Annotated in this window: 20 protein-coding genes; 3 read left to right on the top strand and 17 right to left on the bottom strand. The window is 71.4% G+C overall.

Annotation, left to right across the window (positions count from 1 at the left end):
• Window positions 1–12: 12 nt before the first annotated feature.
• From BM393_RS24465 to BM393_RS24420, 9 genes are all read right to left on the bottom strand, one after another.
• Entirely contained in the window at window positions 13–1,314 is a 1,302-nt protein-coding gene (locus BM393_RS24465) for an aspartate aminotransferase family protein (protein WP_091734065.1), read from the bottom strand.
• Between the two features lie 133 nt (window positions 1,315–1,447).
• Window positions 1,448–2,311, bottom strand: coding sequence for a LysR family transcriptional regulator (locus BM393_RS24460; RefSeq protein ID WP_091734064.1), 864 nt, complete (start codon window positions 2,309–2,311; stop codon window positions 1,448–1,450).
• Between the two features lie 52 nt (window positions 2,312–2,363).
• Window positions 2,364–2,849, bottom strand: a complete 486-nt coding sequence (locus tag BM393_RS24455; RefSeq protein ID WP_091734063.1) for a hypothetical protein — start codon at window positions 2,847–2,849, stop codon at window positions 2,364–2,366.
• A 13-nt stretch (window positions 2,850–2,862) separates the two neighbouring features.
• Window positions 2,863–3,960, bottom strand: a complete 1,098-nt coding sequence (locus BM393_RS25985; protein WP_217648521.1) for a tetratricopeptide repeat protein — start codon at window positions 3,958–3,960, stop codon at window positions 2,863–2,865.
• A 9-nt stretch (window positions 3,961–3,969) separates the two neighbouring features.
• Window positions 3,970–5,259, bottom strand: coding sequence for an NRAMP family divalent metal transporter (locus BM393_RS24440; protein ID WP_091734061.1), 1,290 nt, complete (start codon window positions 5,257–5,259; stop codon window positions 3,970–3,972).
• Window positions 5,260–5,371: 112 nt separating this feature from the next.
• Entirely contained in the window at window positions 5,372–5,596 is a 225-nt protein-coding gene (locus BM393_RS24435; protein WP_091734060.1) for a hypothetical protein, read from the bottom strand.
• Window positions 5,597–5,812: 216 nt separating this feature from the next.
• Window positions 5,813–6,361 (bottom strand): cysteine hydrolase family protein, encoded by a 549-nt coding sequence (locus BM393_RS24430; protein ID WP_091734058.1) that lies wholly within the window; start codon window positions 6,359–6,361, stop codon window positions 5,813–5,815.
• 255 nt (window positions 6,362–6,616) lie between these two features.
• Window positions 6,617–8,248: a phosphoethanolamine transferase gene (locus tag BM393_RS24425; RefSeq protein ID WP_091734057.1), complete on the bottom strand. Its 1,632-nt coding sequence runs from the start codon at window positions 8,246–8,248 to the stop codon at window positions 6,617–6,619.
• Window positions 8,249–8,365: 117 nt separating this feature from the next.
• A complete protein-coding gene (locus tag BM393_RS24420; RefSeq protein ID WP_254783600.1) occupies window positions 8,366–9,061 on the bottom strand; it encodes an arylesterase in 696 nt (231 codons plus the stop codon).
• Between BM393_RS24420 and BM393_RS24415 the strand changes: the two genes are divergently transcribed.
• Window positions 9,060–9,755 (top strand): ABC transporter ATP-binding protein, encoded by a 696-nt coding sequence (locus BM393_RS24415; RefSeq protein ID WP_091734056.1) that lies wholly within the window; start codon window positions 9,060–9,062, stop codon window positions 9,753–9,755. The two genes, BM393_RS24420 and BM393_RS24415, sit on opposite strands and share 2 nt — an antisense overlap.
• Window positions 9,756–9,893: 138 nt before the next feature.
• Here BM393_RS24415 and BM393_RS24410 read toward each other — a convergent pair whose 3' ends face one another.
• The 8 genes from BM393_RS24410 to BM393_RS24375 form a co-directional block, all read right to left on the bottom strand.
• Window positions 9,894–10,454, bottom strand: coding sequence for a DUF2062 domain-containing protein (locus tag BM393_RS24410; protein ID WP_091734054.1), 561 nt, complete (start codon window positions 10,452–10,454; stop codon window positions 9,894–9,896).
• A 125-nt stretch (window positions 10,455–10,579) separates the two neighbouring features.
• Complete coding sequence (locus BM393_RS24405) at window positions 10,580–11,377, bottom strand: peptidylprolyl isomerase (RefSeq protein WP_091734053.1); 798 nt, start codon at window positions 11,375–11,377, stop codon at window positions 10,580–10,582.
• Between the two features lie 72 nt (window positions 11,378–11,449).
• A complete protein-coding gene (locus BM393_RS24400; protein WP_091734052.1) occupies window positions 11,450–11,776 on the bottom strand; it encodes a BolA family transcriptional regulator in 327 nt (108 codons plus the stop codon).
• Window positions 11,773–12,420: a septation protein A gene (locus BM393_RS24395; RefSeq protein WP_091734050.1), complete on the bottom strand. Its 648-nt coding sequence runs from the start codon at window positions 12,418–12,420 to the stop codon at window positions 11,773–11,775. Before BM393_RS24395 ends, BM393_RS24400 begins: the two co-directional genes overlap by 4 nt.
• 22 nt (window positions 12,421–12,442) lie before the next feature.
• A complete protein-coding gene (msrB, locus tag BM393_RS24390) occupies window positions 12,443–12,898 on the bottom strand; it encodes a peptide-methionine (R)-S-oxide reductase MsrB (RefSeq protein ID WP_091734049.1) in 456 nt (151 codons plus the stop codon).
• Complete coding sequence (locus BM393_RS24385; protein ID WP_091734048.1) at window positions 12,895–14,418, bottom strand: YdiU family protein; 1,524 nt, start codon at window positions 14,416–14,418, stop codon at window positions 12,895–12,897. The genes msrB and BM393_RS24385 overlap by 4 nt, the downstream gene beginning before the upstream one ends.
• A gap of 126 nt (window positions 14,419–14,544) precedes the next feature.
• The gene (locus BM393_RS26395) at window positions 14,545–16,089 is read right to left on the bottom strand and encodes a methyl-accepting chemotaxis protein (protein WP_091734046.1); all 1,545 of its coding nucleotides are present in this window, start codon (window positions 16,087–16,089) and stop codon (window positions 14,545–14,547) included.
• A gap of 217 nt (window positions 16,090–16,306) precedes the next feature.
• Window positions 16,307–16,681: a 2Fe-2S iron-sulfur cluster-binding protein gene (locus tag BM393_RS24375; RefSeq protein WP_091734045.1), complete on the bottom strand. Its 375-nt coding sequence runs from the start codon at window positions 16,679–16,681 to the stop codon at window positions 16,307–16,309.
• 33 nt (window positions 16,682–16,714) lie between these two features.
• Between BM393_RS24375 and BM393_RS24370 the strand changes: the two genes are divergently transcribed.
• Both BM393_RS24370 and BM393_RS24365 read left to right on the top strand, forming a co-directional pair.
• Window positions 16,715–18,646, top strand: coding sequence for a M3 family metallopeptidase (locus BM393_RS24370; RefSeq protein WP_091734044.1), 1,932 nt, complete (start codon window positions 16,715–16,717; stop codon window positions 18,644–18,646).
• A 7-nt stretch (window positions 18,647–18,653) separates the two neighbouring features.
• A complete protein-coding gene (locus tag BM393_RS24365) occupies window positions 18,654–19,190 on the top strand; it encodes a M48 family metallopeptidase (RefSeq protein WP_254783599.1) in 537 nt (178 codons plus the stop codon).
• Window positions 19,191–19,266: the final 76 nt, after the last annotated feature.

Here is a 19,266-nt window from a genome sequence, read left to right as displayed (position 1 = left end):
GCCGCACCGGCTTCAGATCACCGCCTCGATCGCCTGCTTGAGCAGCGACAGGCCCAGGTCGATCTCCTCGTCGCTGACCGTCAGCGGCGGCGCGATGCGGAAGACGCCGCCCATCATCGGCAGCTGCACGATGTTCATGCTCAATCCCCGCGCCATGCAGGCCCGGGTGATGGCGGCGCCCAGCTCCGGCGCGGCCTCCTTGCCGGCCTGGCTGCGGACGATCTCCACCCCCAGCAGCAGCCCGCGTCCCCGCACGTCGCCGATGCAGTCGAACTCGCGCTGCAGCGCGCGCAGGCCCGCCTCCAGCCGCGCGCCGGCGACCCGGGCGCGCGCCACGAGCCCGTCCCGCGCCACGATCTCCAGCACCTTCAGGCCGACCGCGGCCGGCAGCGGGTCGGAGACATGGGTCGTGTAGAAGAGGAAGCCGCGCTCATGGCAGCGCTCCTCGATCTCGGCGGTGGTGAGCACCGCCGCCAGCGGAATGCCCGCGCCCAGCGTCTTGGACAGCGTCAGGATGTCCGGCGTCACGCCGTCGCGCTCGCACGCGAACATCATCCCAGTGCGCCCGATGCCGGTCTGCGCCTCGTCGACGATGAGCAGCATCTCCCGCTCGCGGCATTTCTGCTGCAGCGCGCGCAGGTAGCCGGGCGGCAGGTCGATCAGGCCGCCTGAGCTCAGGATCGGCTCGGCGATGAAGGCCGCCAGGCTGCCACTGGACTGCCGGTCGATCAGGTCGAAGGCGTAGTCCAGCTCGGCCTGCCAGGCCTCGGGCCCGAGGCCGCCGAAGCGCGGCCGGTAGGGATTCGGCGCGGGAATCGCGAAGGAACCGACCGCCGCCGGGCCGTAGCCCTTGCGGCCGGCGCAGTAGGTCGCCGAGGCCGCCGCGCCGGTCATGCCGTGCCAGGACTGCGCGAAGCCCACCACCTCGTAGCGGCCGGTGTAGAGCTTGGCCAGCTTGATCGCCGCCTCGTTCGATTCGGCGCCGGTGCTCAGCAGCATCGCGCGTTCGAGCCCCGCCGGCGCGACCTCCGCCAGGCGGGTCGCCAGGTCGACCACCGGGCGGCTCAGCATGCCGCTGAAGAGGTGATCCAGCCCGGCGGCATGCTCGGCGATCACCGTGGCGATCTCCGCATGCCCGTGGCCGAGCAGCGTGCTCATCTGGCCGGAGGTGAAGTCCAGGATCGCGCGGCCGTCGGCGTCGTAGACGAAGCTGCCGCGGGCGCGCTCGATGATCAGCGGCTCGAAGCTGCCGCCGTAACGGATCAGGTGCTGGCGTGAACGCGCCCAGAAGCTCGGGTCGGCATTGCGTGACATCGGGTCCTCCCATCAACGATGAACCCGGCGAGCGTACGGAGCGGGCCGTCGCCGCGGAAGCCAATTGTTTTGATGCGATCCATCAGCGGCGCAGGGGAGCGGCGACCCGGCTCGGCGACGAACGGCGCGTGGGTCAGGCGGTGGGCAGGAACTTCCGCACGTGCGCCGCGAACGCGGCGGTCAGCGGCGTCGGCCGCTCCCGGTCGAAGGCCAGCGTCAGCGCGACCGCGGGCAGCGGCGGCAGGCCGTGGGCCTCGTCGAGGATCTCCAGGTCGTCGGGCACGGCGGTGCGGGTCAGCACCGTCACCGCCTGTCCCGAGCGCGCCATGCCGACGAGCCCGGCCAGGCTGCTGCTCGCATGCGCGATCCGGAACGCCCGGCCCTGCGCCTCCAGCGCGCGCTTCGCCAGCACATGGTCCAGCGCGTCGGGCGCGCCCAGAGCCAGCGGCAGCGGCGTCAGGCCGGCCACCGCGGCGCCGCGCCGCGCCACCCAGACCAGCGGCTCGCGTCGGATGACCTCGCCACCGACGCCCTCGGCGCCGTCCTGGATCGACACCAGCGCCAGGTCGGCGGCATGTCGCGCCAGCAGCTCCAGCAGGCGCGGCGTGGGCGCGCACACGACCTCCATCTGCACCTGCGGATGCAGGCTCGCGAAACCCTGCAGCAGGTGCGGCAGCAGGGCGACCGCGTAGTCCTCCGGGCAGCAGAAGCGCAGCACGCCGGACATGCGCGCGCCGCGCAGCTCGGCCAGCGCCTCGTCGTGCCGGCGCAGCAGCTCGCCGGCGTGGACCACCAGGCGCTCGCCGGCGGCCGTCAGCGTCACGCCGCGCGCCTCCCGGTGCAGCAGCGGCTGGCCGGCGACCTCCTCCAGCCGCTGCATCTGCATGCTGATCGCGGACTGCGTCCGGCCCACCCGCGAGCCGGCCTTGCCCAGCGAGCCGGTCTCGGCCACGGCCAGCAGGCTGCGCAGCAGGTCGAAGTCCAGGAAGGTGGTCACGGCAGGGAAGGTCGCGATCGAAGCGGCGCCGTGGCGCGCCAGCGCCAGTGCCTCAAGGCTTGAGGAAGTCGTTCTCGACCCAGGCGGCGGCGCTCGCCTCGGTCAGGCGGAAGTTGGCCGCCACGCGCACCTGGGCGACCAGCTCGTCCTGCTCGTCGCGGGCGCTCAGCAGCGCATAGGGGTTGTCCTCGTCCGGGACGATGTCCAGCAGGATGAGCAGCCGTCCGGACCCGGTGTCCAGCTTGAGGCTCTTGTGCAGCTGGGCATGCAGCTGCTGCTCATGGCGGCGCAGGACCTCGGAGGCGGTCTTCACCAGCGTGTGGAAGGCCGCCGCGTCCAGCGGCTTGGGGTTCTTCTTGTCGCGGCCCATGGTCCAGGGGCCGACCAGCGCGGGTTCGGACTCGCCGGCCAGCGTCATCGCCACGGCCCAGCCTTCGTCGTCTTCGTTCTTGATCACCTGCGCGGTCCAGCGCTCGTCGCGCCACAGGCGGGGTTCCTGGATCGGGGTGGAGGTGTCGTCGGGGAGGTGCGTGCTCATCCGGACGAAGGTATCACGCCGCCGTCAGCGAAAACATGTGCGCGTCCCACGCCGAGCCGTCGGTGCCGCGGATGCGCTGGCGCAGCAGGCCCTCGTAGTGGGCGCCGCAGCGGCGTGCGACCGCCAGGCTGGCCGCGTTGCCGTCGGCCACGACGATCTCCACGCGGGCGAGCTTCAGGCGCTCGAAGGCATGGCGGCTGAGCGCCCGCACCGCGGCCGAGGCCGCGCCCTGGCCCTGGCAGGCGCTGCGCACCCAGTAGCCGAGGTTGCAGAACGGATGCACCGGATGCAGCGAGTTGAGCCCGCCGGCGCCGATGAAGGCGCCGGTGTCGCGGTCGAAGATGCCGAACTCGAAGGCGGTGCCGGACTGCCAGCCGCGCGCGCAATGGTCCAGCCATGCGGCGCCGTCGCTGGTGGAGAAGTCCGCATGGGCCCAGGCCATCCAGCGGCCGATGGACAGGTGGGATTCGCGCACCGCGGTGACCAGCTCCGGCAGGTCGCCGGGCCGGTAGGGGCGCAGCAGGAAACGGCCCTCGACGAGCTCCACCGGCGCGGGACCGGTGGGCGCGGTGTCGCCGTCGTCCCAGACCTCGCTCGCGAGCTGCCGGGCGCAGGCCAGCAGCGAGCGGTTGTAGCGCGACAGGCGCGGCGCCAGCGTGGCCAGCGCGAGCCCGGCGGCTTCGGCGCCGCGGCCCTGGGCGGCATAGGTGAGCGCGAGCAGCGCGCGGGCTTCGTCATGTAGCGGACGGTCGTGGCCGGGCTGCATGTGGTGCGCGAGCTCGCCGGCGAGCAGCGCCTCGCTCTCGTCCAGCCGCTGGAGCCAGCGCAAGGTGCTGCCCAGCTGGATCACCGCGCGGGTGCGCCGGTAGGGATCGAGCTGGCCGCTCTCGAGCGCGGCGCGGTAGAGCGGCTCGGCCTGCGCTTCGAGGCCGGCGGTGTCGCGGGCGCAGGCGCGTTCGAACAGGGCGCGACCGTCGTCGGCGGGGCGCTCGGCGGCGAGCGCGTCGATCTCGGCGACCAGTTGCGTGCCGGACAGGGCGGGCGCGCGGCGCCAGACCTCGTCCAGGCGCAGGGTCCAGGCGTCGTGCAGCGGGGCGGTGGGGGTGCTCATCGGGCCAGTCTAGCGACCGGCCCCGAGGGTGCTGGAAGTCTGCAGGACGATCATCGCGAGCGTCGCCAGCGCCATCGCGGCGGTGGCGAGCCAGCCCAGCGTGCGCCACAGCGGCGGCATGCGCAGCGCGCCGACGATGGACGGATGGGAGGCGGCGATCATCACCGTCACCATGATCGGCACCGAGATGACGGCGTTGATCACCGCCGACCAGTAGAGCGCCTTGATCGGGTTGAAGCCGGCCAGGCTCAGCGTCAGGCCCAGCAGCATGGCGCCGCCCAGGATGGCGTAGAAGGCCTTGGCGGTCCGCGGCGGGCGGTCGAGCCCGCGCCGCACGCCGGCAAGCGTGGCGACCGCGTAGGCCGCCGAGCCGGCCAGCACCGGCAGCGCGAGGAAGCCGGTGCCCACGATGCCGGCGGCGAAGAGCACGAAGGCGAAGTCGCCCGCGACCGGTCGCAGCGCCTGGGCGGCCTGGGCGGTGGTCTGGATGTCGCTCACGCCGCGGGCGTGCAGTGCCGCGGCGGTCGCGACGATCATGAAGAACGCGATCAGGTTGGAGAAACCCATGCCGACCAGGGTGTCGGTCCGCAGCCGCCGGAACTGCCGTTTCGCCTGCTCGGGCGCGACGGCGAGCGGGCGGTCGGCGTCGATGCGGCGGATCTCCTCGGCTTCCTGGCCGGCCTGCCAGAAGAAGAGATAGGGGCTGATCGTCGTGCCCAGGATCGCCACGACCATGGTCGTGGATTCGCGGTCCCAGTGCATCGCGGGCAGCACGAGCGAGCGCAGCGCCAGCGCCCAGTCCGCCTGCGCGGCGAATCCCACGCCGACATAGGCCAGCAGCGACAGCGTCAGCCACTTGAGCAGCCGCACGTAGCGCTCATAGGGCAACAGGACCTGCAGCAGCAGCGACAGCAGCGCGAAGGCGACGATGTAGGCGCCCGGCGGACCGCCGACGGCCAGGCTCATCGCGTCGCCCATCGCGCTGAGGTCGGCGCCGAGGTTGATCACGTTGGCGACGACCAGCAGCCCGACCAGCGCCATCACCAGCCAGCGCGGGCACAGCTTGGCGAAGTTCTCGGTCAGGCCCTTGCCGGTGATCCGGCCGATGCGCGCGCTGGCGAGCTGGATGCCCACCATCAGCGGAAAGGTCACCAGGATGGTCCAGCCGACGGTGTAGCCGTACTGCGCGCCGGCCTGCGAGTAGGTCGCGATGCCGCTCGGGTCGTCGTCGGCGGCGCCGGTGATCAGGCCGGGGCCAAGCTGGGCCCACCAGGGGCGGCGGATCGGGTCCTTCGGCAACCGGCATCTCCCGCTCTGACGATACGCAGCTTGTGGCAAGCGCAATGCCCGGCGGCCAAGGCGCCCCGCCTGCGGCGTTCCGGCAGCGCGGGGTGCCCATGGGTCGGCGCGTTCAGTGGCCTTCGCATCTCCCGCGCCGAGCGGGGCCGCGGCGCAGCAAACGGCGCAGTCCGTGGAGCAGCCCCATGATCGCCAACTGCGTCGTGCCCTGCATCGCCGCCTGAGCCCAGAAGCCGTTGCCGAAGGGATGGGGCAGCCGCTGGTTGATGAGGCTGGCCGCGATGGCCGATAGGAAGAGGATCAGCCATGGCGCTCGTTCCGGAGTCGGCTCTCGCATGGGTCCACCTTGTTGGATTGAGGAGGGGTTCGAAGTTCTCCGGGGCCCTGTCCGGCAAGCTGCTTCAGGCCTGCCATGGGGCGATGCGGAGGTCCTCATCCTCGGACCGGGAGCGCCGAGCGGCCATGACTCCGGCTGGTGGACTTCCGGTCAGGTCCGACTGGTGTCGTGAGGCCGCCCACCGAAACGAGTGGCAGGCGGATCAGGTGCGCCGGTTCAGGCGCGCCGCGTCGACGGCGCGATGCTGGCCTTCAGCGCCTGCCGGATCCAGTCGAGCGCCGCGTGCTTGCGCTCCGGGCTCTCGGCGGCCGTGCAGTCGGCCGGCACCCAGACGCGGTAGCCGCGCACGTAGGCGTCCATCGCCGTGCACTGGACGCAGTAGTCGGTCGCCAGGCCGGTGATGGCGAGCTCGCGCGCGCCCAGCTGCGCCAGCAGCAGTTCCAGCGGCGTCGCGTGGAAGCCGGAATGCCGCGGCTTGAGCACCATCAGGTCCTCTTCGTCCGGCGCCAGCAGGCGCGCCAGCTTCGCGGCCGCGCCGCCGCCGCGCCGGCATTCGCGCAGCAGCGTGCGGAAGTCCGAGCGCCATTGGCCGAAGTTGTCGTTGACGTAGAGCGTGCTGAAGCCGTCGCGGCGGTAGCGCCGCTTCAGCGCGGCGGCGGCGGTGGCGGCCTCGATCGCCGCCGGCGCGAGGTCCTCCGCGCCGTCGAATCGCAGCGGGTTGATGAAGTCGACCAGCAGCAGGACCTTTCGCGAGGCGGCGGCCATCACGTCTCCCGGCTCGAAATCGACCGACTGCGCGAGACGCGGCGATCGGCTCGGCGCTCGGGGGCCGACAACGGGTCGAGGACGGTGAGGGGGACGCTCGCGGATCGCTTCATGCCGTGCTCCTTGCTGGGGAAGGAAACGGCAAGTGGAATGCCCGCGTGAAGCGGCCAGGCCGTGGCGCCTTGGGACGCCGTAGGGGCCGGTGGGCGCGGACGCGCGGCGTGCGCCGCGACCGCCGCGACCGCCGCGGGCCGGCTAGCGTTCGAACACGATGCCCTTCACCGGCAGCGCGGGCGGCTCCCAGGCGTAGGCGACGTGGAGCACGTTGCGCTCGTCGCGCATGCCGCTCCAGCGCAGCCGCATCAGGTCGGCGAGCGTCCAGCCGGCCCAGTCGGCGCGGAAGGGGCGGGCTGCGGCGGGCGCGTCGAACGCCGCGTCGCTGCGCCACAGCAGCGCCGGGATGCGGTAGCCCGACGCCGTGCCCGGGCTGTGTCCCGCGTGGTCCAGCGTGTGGCCCACCTCCTGACCGTGGTCCGACAGGAACATCCACGCCGCTCGGCCGCCGGCAGGCAGGTGACGACGCGTCATCCGCAGCGTCTCGGTCACGATGCGGTCGTGATAGCGGATCGCCGCGTCGTAGTCCTGGCGGAACTCTCGGACCCAGGCGGCGCGGCCGTCGCGCGTCATCGCGGCGTCGACCGCGTCCCCGCCAGCGTCGAACGGATGCTCGCCCGGCGGCATCCGCAGCCGGTAATGCGGATGCGCGCCCAGCAGGTGCACCACGACCAGCTTGCGCGGCGCGGGGTCGGCCAGCGCCTGTTCGACCTCGTCCAGCAACTCGCCGTCCAGCGAGCCCGACGAGCGTCCCGGCTGCCGGTTGATCATCTCCACCGCGTCGGCCAGCCGCGCATGCTGCTGGTCGACCGCCACGTCATCGTGATTGCTGACCCACCAGACCTTGTAGCCGGCGCCGCGCGCCAGCGCGAGCAGGTGCTGCGTGTCGCCGGCCGGATCGTCCTCGTCGCGCTCGCCGAAGCTGAACAGGCCGGCGAGCGAGGCCACCGTCGTCGCCTGCGTCGACCACGCGTGCCGCAGCGTGAGCAGCCGGGCGCGTTCCTCCGCCCTCAGCGCGATCAGCTCCGGCGTCGTCGGCCGGGCGTAGCCGTAGAGGCTCATGTTGTCGCGGTTGACGCTCTCGCCGAGCACCAGCACCACCGTCGACGGCGCGTCCGTCGCCACCGCGGGCGACGCGGCCTGCGCATTGCGCATCAGCCGCGCGCGCTGCAGCTGCTGGTCGCCCCAGGCGGCGCGCAGGTCGACGACCTGCTGCGTCCAGGCGGGCCAGAACAGCAGCGGATGGTGCCGCCGCCACGGCTTGCTGAGGTGGGCGAGGGCGCACAGCGCCAGCAGTCCGACCAGCACGAGGCGAGCGGGCCGGGACAGTGCCACCGGCGCCGACGTCGCGCGATGGATCGCGACGCCGGTCAGCGTCAGCGCGGCCAGCAGTGCGAGCAGCGCCGCACTCATCGCGGGCAATTGCGAGCTCAGGTATTCGACCGATTCACGCGGCGAGGTGTTCGCCATCGCCCCCAGCACCAGCGTGCTGTCCGGTGCGGCCTGGTACTGGTGCTGGAGGAAGGCCCGCAGCGCGCCGTCGATCAGGAAGCCGGCCAGCGCCGCGAAGGCAACCACCGCGCGCACCCGCCGCCAGGCCGGGCCGGCGACCGGCCAGCACAGCCACAGCAGCACCGGCAGGGCGAGCAGCATCATCTGCCAGGCACGGCGTCCATCATGGCCGGCCGCGATCGCGGCCGCGCAAGCGGCGCTCAGGAACAGGACCGGGATCCAGGCACGGATCCCGACGGGGAAGGTCTTGAAGGGGGACATCGGCACGGGTCGAAGGCGAGCGGGCGCGAGTCTAGGAGATCTCGCGCTGGCCTCAGCCGGCGATCCCGACGCCGGCCCTCACATTTCCCGGTGCACCGGCGCGGCCGGTGCGTTTCGTCAAAGCATCGGCCGCAGGACTTGCCAGACGTTGTCCAGCATCACCGGATGCGCCTTGGCCAGCGGGTGGATGCGGTCGCCCTGGAACCAGTCCGCCGCATCGGCCCGGTCGGCCACGCCGGCCAGCAGGAAGGGCTGCAGCGGCACCTTCTCCGCCTGCGCGACCGTCTTGAAGCTGTTCTCGAAATCGCGCGCATAACTCGCGCCCATGTTCGGCGGGATCTGCATCCCGACCAGCATCACCTTCGCGCCGGCGGCCTTGCCGGCCTGGACCATCGCCGCGAGGTTCTCGCGCGTCATCTTGAGCGGCAGCCCACGCAGCGCGTCGTTGCCGCCGAGCTCCACGATCAGGTGGGTCGGCCGATGCTGCTGGAGCAGCGCCGGCAGCCGCGAGCGCCCGCCCGAGGTGGTGTCGCCGCTGATGCTGGCGTTGATCACCTCGGCGCCCAGCTTCTGCGCCTTCAGCCGCGCCTCCAGCAGCGCCACCCAGCCGCTGCCGCGGGCCAGGCCGTACTCGGCCGACAGGCTGTCGCCCAGCACCAGGATGCGACGCGGCGCCCGCGCCGCGGCCGCGCCGCCTTCGGTGCGGCCTTGCGCCGCGACAGGTCCGGGCAGGGCCCCCGCCACGGCGAGGGTCGCGACACAGGCGCTACAGTGCAACATCCATTCACGGCGGCGCATCTGCGGTTGATTCATGGCTCAGAACATCCTCGAAGTCGATCACGTCAGCAAGTCGGTCCAGGATGCCGACGGCGTGCTGACCATTCTGCATGACATCAATTTCCAGCTGCAGGCCAGGGAGTCGGTCGCCATCGTCGGCGCCTCGGGCTCGGGCAAGAGCACGCTGCTGTCCATCCTCGCGGGCCTGGACACGCCGTCCGAAGGCACGGTGCGGCTGCGTGGGCAGGACATGTTCGCGCTCGACGAGGACGGCCGCGCCGCGCTGCGCGGCGCGCACCTGGGCTTCGTGTTCCAGAGCTTCCAGCTGCTGGCGCACCTGACGGCGCTGGAGAACGTGATGCTGCCGCTGGAGCTGCGCGGCGAGCGCGATGCCCGCGCGCAGGCGCGGCAGATGCTCGAGCGTGTCGGGCTGGGGCAGCGGCTGTCGCACTATCCGCGGGTGTTGTCCGGCGGCGAGCAGCAGCGCGTGGCGCTCGCGCGGGCCTTCGTGCAGCAGCCGGCGCTGCTGCTGGCGGACGAGCCCACCGGCAGCCTCGACTACGCGACCGGCGAGCAGGTGATGGCGTTGATGTTCGAACTCAACCGGGAACTGGGAACGACGCTGGTGATGGTCACCCATGACCAGGCCATCGCGGCGCGCTGCGAGCGGCAGCTGAGGATCTCGGCAGGGCATCTGCAGGACATCACGATGGCGGATCTGCCGGCGTGAGGCTGTCGGCCTGCTGAGACCGGTGCGTTGGCCGCTGGGCCATGGGGCCCCGGCGGCAAGCGCCGGAACCCCAAGGCCCACCGTCCCCAACCAGCGGTGTCCTTCGGCGGTTTTGAGACCGAGGACGGCGGGGGAGGATCAGAGGCGCAGCGCGCGTTCGCGCAGGCGCCGCCGGCGCTCGAGGCGGATGACGGCCCACCAGCCGACGTAGACCACGACGTAGAGCGTCGCGCCCAGCAGCAGGCCCGCCAGGGGCAGGCCCGCCAGCAGCGGCGCGCCGAGCTCCGACAGCCACTGGCCGATGGCCGGCCACCAACTGGCCGGATCGCCCCAATTGAGCGCCAGTTCCCTCGGCGCGGAAATCGGACCGTGGATGCCCAGCACCTGGCGGCCCAGGAAGATCGCCAGCGTCCAGATCGGCACCAAGGTCAGCGGATTCGTCAGCCAGGTGGCGGCAATCGCCGCGGCCACGTTGGCGCGGCACACGATCGCCACGACGGCCGCCAGCAGCATCTGCGTCGGCAGCGGGATCACGCCCACCGCCAGCCCCAGCGCCGCCCCCAGCGCCACGCGCCGGCGGTGCGCCACCCACAGCCAGGGCCGCTCGCGCAGGTAATGGCCGAGCCACTTCAGCCCCTTGGTCTGTTCCAGGGACTCCGGCGAAGGCAGCAGGCGGCGGGCAAGTCGGGAAGCCGTCATGGAGGGGAGCTCAGAGGGGCGCGATGCCCGCGGACATGGGGAACGTCAGATGTGAAAAGCCCGCGCGGCTGCCAGGCAGCGGCGCGGGCTTCGAACGGTACAGCAAAGACCGGTCGGAACGACGATCAGTTCGCGGAGAACTTGTAGTCGGTCTTGGCCTTGGTGCGCAGTTCTTCCTGGAACTCCGCGACCTTCTGCTGCTGCATGCGCTGGATGATCTGCCCCTTGACGTCGTCGAAGGCCGGGAACTGCGCCTGGCGCGTCTCTTCCAGCTTGATGATGTGGAAGCCGAACTGCGACTTGACCGGCTCCTGCGTCATCTCGCCGGCCTTGAGCTTGGCCATCGCGGCGCTGAACTCGGGCACGTAGGCGTCCGGGGCGGACCAGCCCAGGTCGCCGCCGTTCTGGGCGGAGCCGGTGTCCTTGGAGTTCTTGGTTGCGACGTCCTCGAACTTCGCGCCGCCGTTGAGCTGCTTGATCAGCGCCTTGGCGTCTTCTTCCTTCTCCACCAGGATGTGGCGGGCGTGGAATTCGGTGCCGGTGGCCTGGGCCTTGAACTTCTCGTACTCGACCTTGGCGTCGGCTTCGCTGACCGGGTTCTTCTTGGCGTAGTCCGAGAACAGCTCGCGGATCAGCAGGGACTGGCGCGCCAGTTCCATCTGGTTCTTGTAGTCGTCGGTCTTGTTCAGGCCGCGCTTCTCGGCTTCCTGCAGGAAGATCTCGCGCAGGACGACCTCGTCCTTCACCTTCGATTCCATTTCCGGGCTGCGCGGCTGGCCGGCCTTCGTGATCTGGCTGATCAGCACGTCGGCGCGGGCCTTGGGCACGGGCTTGCCGTTCACGATCGCGATGTTCTGGGCCATGGCCGGCAGGGTCACGGCGCCGATGGCCGCCACGGTGGCGGCAAGCACAAACTTCTTCATGATGGGTAAAGGGCCTTTCGACTCCCGGGTGAGCGCGAACGCTCCAAAACAAAGCGCCGGCAGGCGGCGCTACTAGGGACCTGGTTTCTGCTGTTCGTCGGGCGCGCGGGCATCGATGGCCAGCGCGTGAATGCCCTTCTGCATCAGATCGGCGAGCGCATGATATACGAGCCGATGCCGCGCCACCCTGGGTAAACCGGCAAAGCGCGGGCTCACGATTTCGAGGTAATAGTGGCCGCCCTCGCGGGCACCGGCGTGGCCGGCGTGGTGGGCACTGTCGTCCCGCAGCGAGAGCGAGACCGGCGCCAGCGCGGCCCGCAGCCGGGCCTCGATCTCGACCGACGGCGTCGCCGCCGGGCTCGGCGCCGACGAGGGAGAAGATCCCGCGCCGCCGCTCATGGCTTGGTCTCCTCGGCCGGGGCCTCGCTCTCCTGCGGCAGGTGCCGGCTCATGTAGACGCCCTGGCCGAGCGTGAACAGCAGGATCAGCCCCGTCGACCCGAAGGCCTTGAAGTTGGCCCAGGCCTCGGTGCTGTACGAGTAAGCGACGTAAAGATTCGCAAAACCCATCGCGGCGAAGAAGGTCACCCAGGCCCAGTTCAGGCGCGCCCAGACCGGATCCGGCAGGTGCAGCTCGGCACCCAGCATCTTGCGCAGCAGGTTCTTGCCGAGGAAGAGATGGCTGACCAGGAAGGCCGCGGAGAACGCCCAGTACAGCATCGTCGGCTTCCACTTGATGAAGGTCTCGTTGTGGAAGTAGACGGTGGCCGCGCCCAGCGTCATCACCAGCCCCAGGCTGACCCACAGCATCAGGTCGACCTTGCGGCGGCGCAGCTTCAGGTAGAGCACCTGGGCGATGGTGGCGAACATCACGACCAGGGTGGCCAGCAGCACCGGCGCCTCGGTGGGGCCGACCTTGCCGCCGGACACCAGGAAACCCAGGTGCTCGGTCGCGAAGGCCGCTGCCCACTCCGGCTGCCCATCGGCGTACTTGAACGTGACGAAGAACAGCAGGAGCGGCAGGAAATCGAGCAACAGCTTCATTCAGGGACCAGTTCGGCAGCGCTCAGCGCTGGGGCTCGAAGTCTATCGCGGCCGAATTGATGCAGAAGCGCTCGCCCGTCGGTTCCGGGCCATCGGGAAAGACGTGGCCCAGGTGGGTGCCGCAGCGGTTGCAGCGCACCTCGACGCGCACCATGCCATGCGTCTTGTCGACGACGCGCTCGATGACCTCGGCGTTGATCGGCTCGTAGTAGCTGGGCCAGCCGCAGCCGGCGTCGAACTTGGTGTCGGCCTGGAAGAGCGGCGTGCCGCAGCCGACGCAGTTGTAGCGGCCGGCCTCCCAGTGGTCCCAGTACTTGCCGGTGAAGGCGCGCTCGGTGGCGGCGTGGCGGGCGACCTGGTACTGCGTCGGGTCGAGCTGCTCGCGCCACTGGGCATCGGTCTTCCGGACGGGGTAGGCGGTGTCGCGGTCGCGGTCGACCTCGGTGGCGTTCTCGGTGAACTTGTCGTAGCGGCTCATGATGAACAGGAAACCTCCAGCGTTTGCGCCCAGTCGGGCGGGAAGTCGGCGTCGGACGCCTGGGCGGGCGCGTCGAACGGGCGGCGCAGCACCTCCAGCAGCCGGCGCACTTCGTCGAAGTCGCCGGCCTCGGCCTGCTGGATCGCCGTCTCGGCCAGGTGGTTGCGCAGCACCACCGCCGGATTGACCGCGTCCATGCGAGCGGCACGGGTCGCATGTGCGTCCGCCGGCTCGATCTTCAAGCGCGCCGCGTAACGCCCGGCCCAGGCATCGAAGGCCGCGCGGTCCAGGAACAGGTCGCGCAGGGCCGCATGGGCGGGCGCATCGAGCGGCTGCGCCGGATCGAAGCCCGACAGGCGCCGGTGCGCGATCGTGTAGTCGGTGCGATGGGTGGCGAGCAGCCGCAGCCAGTCGTCGATCAGCGGGCCGTCCTCGCCGCGCTCGTCGACCTCCGCGCTCAAGCCCAGCTTCGCGCGCATCGCGCCGAGCAGCGCGGTGCCGAAGCGCTCGCGGTAGATCTCCAGCGACTCGATCAGCGCATCGCCGGCCGCCTCGGCGTCGGTGTCGACGCCCGGCATCAGCGGCAGCAGCGCCTGGGCCAGCGCATGCAGGTTCCAGAACGCTACCTGCGGCTGGCGCGCGAAGGCATAACGACCCTGGTGGTCCGAGTGGTTGCAGATGTGGCCGGGGTCGAAGCCGTCCATGAAACCGAAGGGGCCGTAGTCGATGGTCAGGCCCAGCATCGACATGTTGTCGGTGTTCATCACGCCATGCATGAAGCCCACGGCCTGCCACTGCGCGACGAGTTCCGCGGTCTGCGCGGCGACCTTGGCCAGCGCGGCGGTGACGGGATTGGGCGCGGTGGCGCATTCCGGCGCGTGGTGGCGGATGAAGAAGTCGAAGAGCTCGCGCGTGCGGGCCTCCATCCCGTGGTGGGTGAAGTGCTCGAAGTGGCCGAAGCGCAGGAAGCTGGGGGCGAGGCGGGTGACGACGGCGCCGGTCTCGACGCGCTCGCGCTGCACCTTCAGCGTGGTGGAGCCGGTGATGGCCAGCGCGCGCGTGGTGGGGATGCCCAGCGCGGCCATCGCCTCGGAGCAGAGGAACTCGCGGATCGACGAGCGCAGCACCGCGCGGCCGTCGCCGCGACGCGAGTAGGGCGTCAGGCCGGCGCCCTTGAGCTGCAGCTCGAAATGGCCGTTCGGGCCGTCGACGCCGCCCAGCAGCAGCGCGCGTCCGTCGCCGAGCTGGCCGGCCCACACGCCGAACTGATGGCCGCTGTACACGGTGGCCAGCGGCTTCATGCCGGGCAGCGGCGCGTTGCCGCTGAAGGCCTGGAGCATCTCGGGGCGGGTCCACCAGTCGGCGGGCCAGCCCAGCAGGGCGGCGCAATCGGGGCTGGTGGCGACCCAGTGCGGGTCGGGGAGGCCGGTGCCGGGCAGCTCGGTGTAGAAATCCGGCCCCAGACTCGCGTATCGATGGGTCCAGCGGGCCGGCCCGGCCCCTTGCATTGGCGCATTCATCGGGGCAGTTTACCGAGCACCCCTTGGCCCCTTCGCAGAGGGGGATGCTCCCGGGCGGCGCGCTGCCAGAGGCTCCCTCGCCCGCTTGCGGGAGGGCGGGGGGTGAGGGCCAGCGGCCGTGCCCGGTCAGCCCAGCTTGAAGCTCGCCACCGCGTCGACCAGCTGTGCCGACTGGTCCTTCAGCGACTCCGCCGCCGCGGCCGATTCCTCGACCAGCGCCGCGTTCTGCTGCGTCATCTGGTCGAGCTGTCGCACGGCCTGGCCGATCTCGCCCAGCGTCAGCGACTGGGCCGCGCTGGAGGCCGAGATCTCGCCAATGATGCGCGTCACGCGCTCGACGCTGCTGACGATCTCGCGCATCGTCGAGCCGGTCTCGCCGACCAGGCGGGAGCCACCGTCGACGCGTTCGACCGAGGCCGAGATCAGCGACTTGATCTCCTTGGCCGCCTCCGCGCTGCGGCGGGCCAGCGAGCGCACCTCGCCGGCGACCACCGCGAAACCGCGCCCCTGCTCGCCCGCGCGCGCGGCCTCGACCGCGGCGTTCAGCGCCAGGATGTTGGTCTGGAACGCGATGCCGTCGATGACGCCGATGATGTCGGCGATCTTGTTGGACGACTGCTGGATCTCGTTCATCGTCGCCACGACCTGCTCCACCATCGCGCCGCCGCGGCCGGCGACCTGGGAGGCGGTCTGCGCGAGCGCATCGGCCTCGCGGGCGGACTCGGCATTGAGCTTCACGCCCTCGCCGAGCTGCGCCATCGCGGCGCCGGTTTCCTCCAGGCTGCTGGCGGCCTGCTCGGTCCGGTTGGACAGGTCGGCGTTGCCGGTGGCGATCTCGGACGACGCGTGGCGGACCTGGTCCGCGGCGGAGCGCACGCCAGCGATCGTGTCGGCCAGCCGGCGCTGCATCTCCTGCAGCGAGCGGCGCAGCGCGGCGACCTCGTCGGTGCCGTCGACCTCGCCGCCCCGGCGGCTCAGGTCGCCGTCGGCGATGGCGCGGCTCAGCGCCTGGGCCTGGGCCAGCGGCTCGGTCACCGAGCGCGTGATCACCAGCGCGATGCCCACGCCCAGCGCGATCGCCACCACCATCAGCGTGACGACCAGGTGGCGGGTGCTCGTGGCTTCGGCCTGCGCCTCCTTGCGGGCGTCCTGCAGCAGGTCGCGGGTGTGCTCGGCGAACTTGTCGATCGCCGCGAGGTAGTCGTTCATCGCCGGGATCAACTGCGTCGCGGCCACCGGCTTGACGTCCTCGCCGCCTTCCTTGGCCTTGACCGTGGCATCGCGCGCGTCCTGGTACTTCTTGCGCGCCGCGCCGATCTCGTCGATCAGCTTGCTGCCCACCGGGTCGGTGACGTTCTCGTCGAGCTCCTTCTGGATCTTGTCGATGCGCGCCGAGAGCTCCTTGGAGCGCGCGGTGAAGGCCTTGACGAAGGTCTCGTCATCGACGACCAGCTGCACGATGCGGCGTTGGATGTTGCCCTCGGTCAGGCCGGACCACTGGCGCGACAGCTCCAGCGCATGCATGTCGACCTCGACCAGGCGTTCGATGCGCTGGTGCAGCATCGACACGCGGATCACCCCCACCGCCGAGGCCACCGCCATCAGCACGATCACCAGCGCGAAGCCGGCCAGCACGCGGCTGCGCAGCCGCCATCGATTCAAGTTCAGCATTCGGAGGTCCTTCTTCTGCGCGCCCCGACCGGCCCCCTGGGCGCGGTGATGGCGTCGTGGTGTTTCCGTGAGACGGACGCGATGCTGCCTTGTCAGGGTTGCCCCTGATCGATGGATATGCGGGGTGTCGTGTGAACAAAAGCGCGGAACCGGCGGCCGCGCGGGGGGGTGTCGGGTTTTCGCGTCGGCGCCGCTCCGGCGCCGCGTGCGAGGGGCGTCACCCGCGGGCGCTGGGCGGCGGCGGGACGTCGAACAGGTTGATCGCCTGCGGCTGGTCCAGCACCAGGTCCGAGCGCGCGCAGGCGACGCAGGGCAGGATCCAGCCCTCGTCCTTCTCCTCGCGGGACAGGCCGGGCCATTCGATGCGGTAGTCGATGCGCCCCGCCACCAGCCGGGCGATGCAGGCGCGGCAAGTGCCGTTGCGGCAGGAATGCGGCAGGCGCAGGCCGTGGTCCAGCGCGGCGAGCAGCAGGGTCTGGTCCTCGGGCGCGTCGAAGCGCCAGCCCTGGGGCTGGAGCTCGACGGCGTGAACGGCCGGCGCGGTCTCGGGGCGGTCGCCGGAGTCCCCGGCGGCATCAGGGGCGTGACTCATGGGCGCCATGATGCCCTGCGCTAAGCTGCGCCGATGCCCGACACCTCGCTTCCCACGCCGGCCGTGCAGGCCGCCCAGGCCTTCTTCGACCAGCTCAACCACGACTACGTGGCGGTGCACAAGCGCAAGGAAGACCTGTTCTGGGCCACCTACATGGCCACCAGCGACGACCACGAAGGCTTCGGCCGCGCGGAGACCGACTACAAGGCCTTCATCGCCGACCCCGACCGCCTGGCCGCCACGCGCGCGCACCTGGCCGCGGTCGACGCGGCGATCGAGGCGACGCCCGCCACCGACGCGGTGAAGGCGCTGGCGCATGGCCTGCGCGGCTGGCTGGGCGTGTTCGAGGCCAACATCATCGACAACGACGAGGGCCGGCGCCTGATGGCCGAGCTGATCGAGGCCGAGCGCCTGCTCTTCGCCCGGCGCAAGGACTTCGCGCCCACCCATGTCAACGACCGCGGCGAGACCGAGGCCGCGACGCTGACCATGCTGTCGACCAACGCGTCGACCAATCCCGACGAGTCGCGCCGGCGCAGCTCCTACGACGGGCTGGCGGCGGTGGAGCGCTGGGTGCTGGACAACGGCTTCCTGGAGATCGTCGCGCTGCGCAACCGGCTGGCCCGCGCGCTGGGCTTCAGCGACTACTTCGAGATGAAGCTGCGCAAGAACGAGCGCATGACCAAGGCGGAGCTGTTCGGCATCCTGGACGACTTCGTCGCGCGGACCGAGGCCGCGCAGCGGCGCGCGCTCGATGCGCTGGTGGCGCGCCATGGCGCCTCGGCGCTGGAGCCCTGGAACCTGCGCTTCCACAGCGCCGGCGACGTGACCCGACGCCTGGACCCCTACCTGCCGTTCGGCCCGGCGCTGCGCCGCTGGGTGCAGAGCTTCCGCCGGCTGGGCATCCAGTACCGCGGCGCGACCCTGCGGCTGGACCTGCTGCAGCGGTCGGGCAAGTACCAGAACGGCTTCTGCCATGGCCCGCTGCCGACCTGGTTCGACGAGCAGGGCCGCTGGCACGCCGGCGAGATCAACTTCACCGCCGAGGCCAAGCCCGACCAGATCGGCAGCGGCGCGCGCGGGCTGGTGACGCTGTTCCATGAAGGCGGCCATGCGGCGCACTTCGCCAACGTCACGCAGAACGCGCCCTGTTTCTCGCAGGAGTTCGCGCCGACCTCGATGGCCTATGCCGAGACGCAGTCGATGTTCTGCGACAGCCTGCTGGGCGACGCGGACTGGCTCAAGCGCTACGCGCGCACCGTCGACGGCGCGACGATCCCCGACGAGCTGATCCGCGAGCGCATCGCCGCGACGCAGCCGATGCGCGCCTTCGACGAGCGCGCCATCGCGGTGGTGGCCTACTTCGAGGCGGCGCTGTACGCGATGCCCGATGCCGAGCGCACGCCCGAGGCGGTGCTGGCGCTGGCGCGCGCGATGGAGCGGCGCATCCAGGGTGTGGACCGGGCGCCGCGGCCGATCCTGGCGATCCCGCATCTGCTCAATCAGGAGTCCGCCGCGTCCTACCAGGGCTACCTGCTCGCGCACATGGCCGTCTACCAGACGCGCGCCTTCTTCCTGCGCCGCGACGGCTACCTGACCGACAACCCCGCGATCGGCCCCGCGCTGGCCGACGCCTACTGGGCGCCGGGCAACAGCCTCAGCCATGACCAGACGCTGCGCCGGCTGACCGGCGAGGGCTTCTCGGCGCGCTACCTGGCCCAGGCCTGCGACGAGACGGTGGAGCAGGCGTGGGCGACGGCGCTCGACCAGCTGGAAGCGGCCGAGCGTCGAGGCGCGCGCACCGACGACGGCCCGCCGCTGCAAGCGCGGGTGATGGTGGTCCACGGCGCGGAGCTGCTGGCCGATAACGGCGATGGCGGCGACGCGGCGGAGCGCGCGATGTTCGAGCGCTTCGAGCAGTGGATCGGCGCGCACTACGGCGCGCCGGCCGCGGCGCTGCAGTGACGGCGCGGTGAAGTACCTGCAGGGTTATTCGCCGGCGCTGGTGGCGCAGGCGCGGCAGTTGCTGGACGCGGGCGAACTTGGCCCGCTGCTGGCGCGCAAGTATCCGGAGCCGCATGAGGTCCGCAGCGACAAGGCGCTGTTCGACTACACGCAGGCGCTGAAGCAGCGCTTCATGCGCAACGCCGGGCCGCTGGCGCTGGTGGCCTACGACGCCCGGCTCAAGGTCATCCAGCATGCGCTGGGCACGCACACGCGCCAGGCGGTGGTGCAGGGCAACCGGCTCAAGACGCGCCGCGAGATCCGCGTGGCGACGCTGTTCCGCGAGGCGCCGGCGGAGTTCCTGCGGATGATCGTCGTGCACGAGCTGGCCCACCTGAAGGAGCTCGAGCACGACAAGGCCTTCTACGCGCTGTGCCACCACATGGAGCCGGGCTACGCGCAGCTGGAATTCGACGTGCGGCTGTGGCTGAGCGTACGCGACCACGACGAGGCGCTGGCCAAGCGCGGGAAGACCGGCACCGGCGGCGACGCGGACGGCCCGTGACGTCCGCCCCGGTGGGCGCTCCCGCGCGGCCGCGCCGAGGCCCTGGAACAGGCGCTTCCGCTATGCTCTCGGCCTT

It is taken from the genome of Mitsuaria sp. PDC51 (assembly GCF_900113225.1).
GTDB lineage: Bacteria > Pseudomonadota > Gammaproteobacteria > Burkholderiales > Burkholderiaceae_C > Roseateles.
This window is presented reverse-complemented; position numbering and strand designations above follow the sequence as displayed.

Bases quoted from the DNA above. Each gene is read 5' to 3' on its own strand.
- BM393_RS24465 (WP_091734065.1), bottom strand. From the start codon at position 1,314: ATGTCACGCAATGCCGACCCGAGCTTCTGGGCGCGTTCACGCCAGCAC.
- BM393_RS24455 (WP_091734063.1), bottom strand. From the start codon at position 2,849: ATGAGCACGCACCTCCCCGACGACACCTCCACCCCGATCCAGGAACCC.
- BM393_RS25985 (WP_217648521.1), bottom strand. From the start codon at position 3,960: ATGAGCACCCCCACCGCCCCGCTGCACGACGCCTGGACCCTGCGCCTG.
- BM393_RS24435 (WP_091734060.1), bottom strand. From the start codon at position 5,596: ATGCGAGAGCCGACTCCGGAACGAGCGCCATGGCTGATCCTCTTCCTA.
- BM393_RS24430 (WP_091734058.1), bottom strand. From the start codon at position 6,361: ATGGCCGCCGCCTCGCGAAAGGTCCTGCTGCTGGTCGACTTCATCAAC.
- BM393_RS24425 (WP_091734057.1), bottom strand. From the start codon at position 8,248: ATGTCCCCCTTCAAGACCTTCCCCGTCGGGATCCGTGCCTGGATCCCG.
- BM393_RS24415 (WP_091734056.1), top strand. From the start codon at position 9,060: ATGGCTCAGAACATCCTCGAAGTCGATCACGTCAGCAAGTCGGTCCAG.
- BM393_RS24420 (WP_254783600.1), bottom strand. From the start codon at position 9,061: ATGAATCAACCGCAGATGCGCCGCCGTGAATGGATGTTGCACTGTAGC.
- BM393_RS24410 (WP_091734054.1), bottom strand. From the start codon at position 10,454: ATGACGGCTTCCCGACTTGCCCGCCGCCTGCTGCCTTCGCCGGAGTCC.
- BM393_RS24405 (WP_091734053.1), bottom strand. From the start codon at position 11,377: ATGAAGAAGTTTGTGCTTGCCGCCACCGTGGCGGCCATCGGCGCCGTG.
- BM393_RS24400 (WP_091734052.1), bottom strand. From the start codon at position 11,776: ATGAGCGGCGGCGCGGGATCTTCTCCCTCGTCGGCGCCGAGCCCGGCG.
- BM393_RS24395 (WP_091734050.1), bottom strand. From the start codon at position 12,420: ATGAAGCTGTTGCTCGATTTCCTGCCGCTCCTGCTGTTCTTCGTCACG.
- msrB (WP_091734049.1), bottom strand. From the start codon at position 12,898: ATGAGCCGCTACGACAAGTTCACCGAGAACGCCACCGAGGTCGACCGC.
- BM393_RS24385 (WP_091734048.1), bottom strand. From the start codon at position 14,418: ATGAATGCGCCAATGCAAGGGGCCGGGCCGGCCCGCTGGACCCATCGA.
- BM393_RS26395 (WP_091734046.1), bottom strand. From the start codon at position 16,089: ATGCTGAACTTGAATCGATGGCGGCTGCGCAGCCGCGTGCTGGCCGGC.
- BM393_RS24375 (WP_091734045.1), bottom strand. From the start codon at position 16,681: ATGAGTCACGCCCCTGATGCCGCCGGGGACTCCGGCGACCGCCCCGAG.
- BM393_RS24370 (WP_091734044.1), top strand. From the start codon at position 16,715: ATGCCCGACACCTCGCTTCCCACGCCGGCCGTGCAGGCCGCCCAGGCC.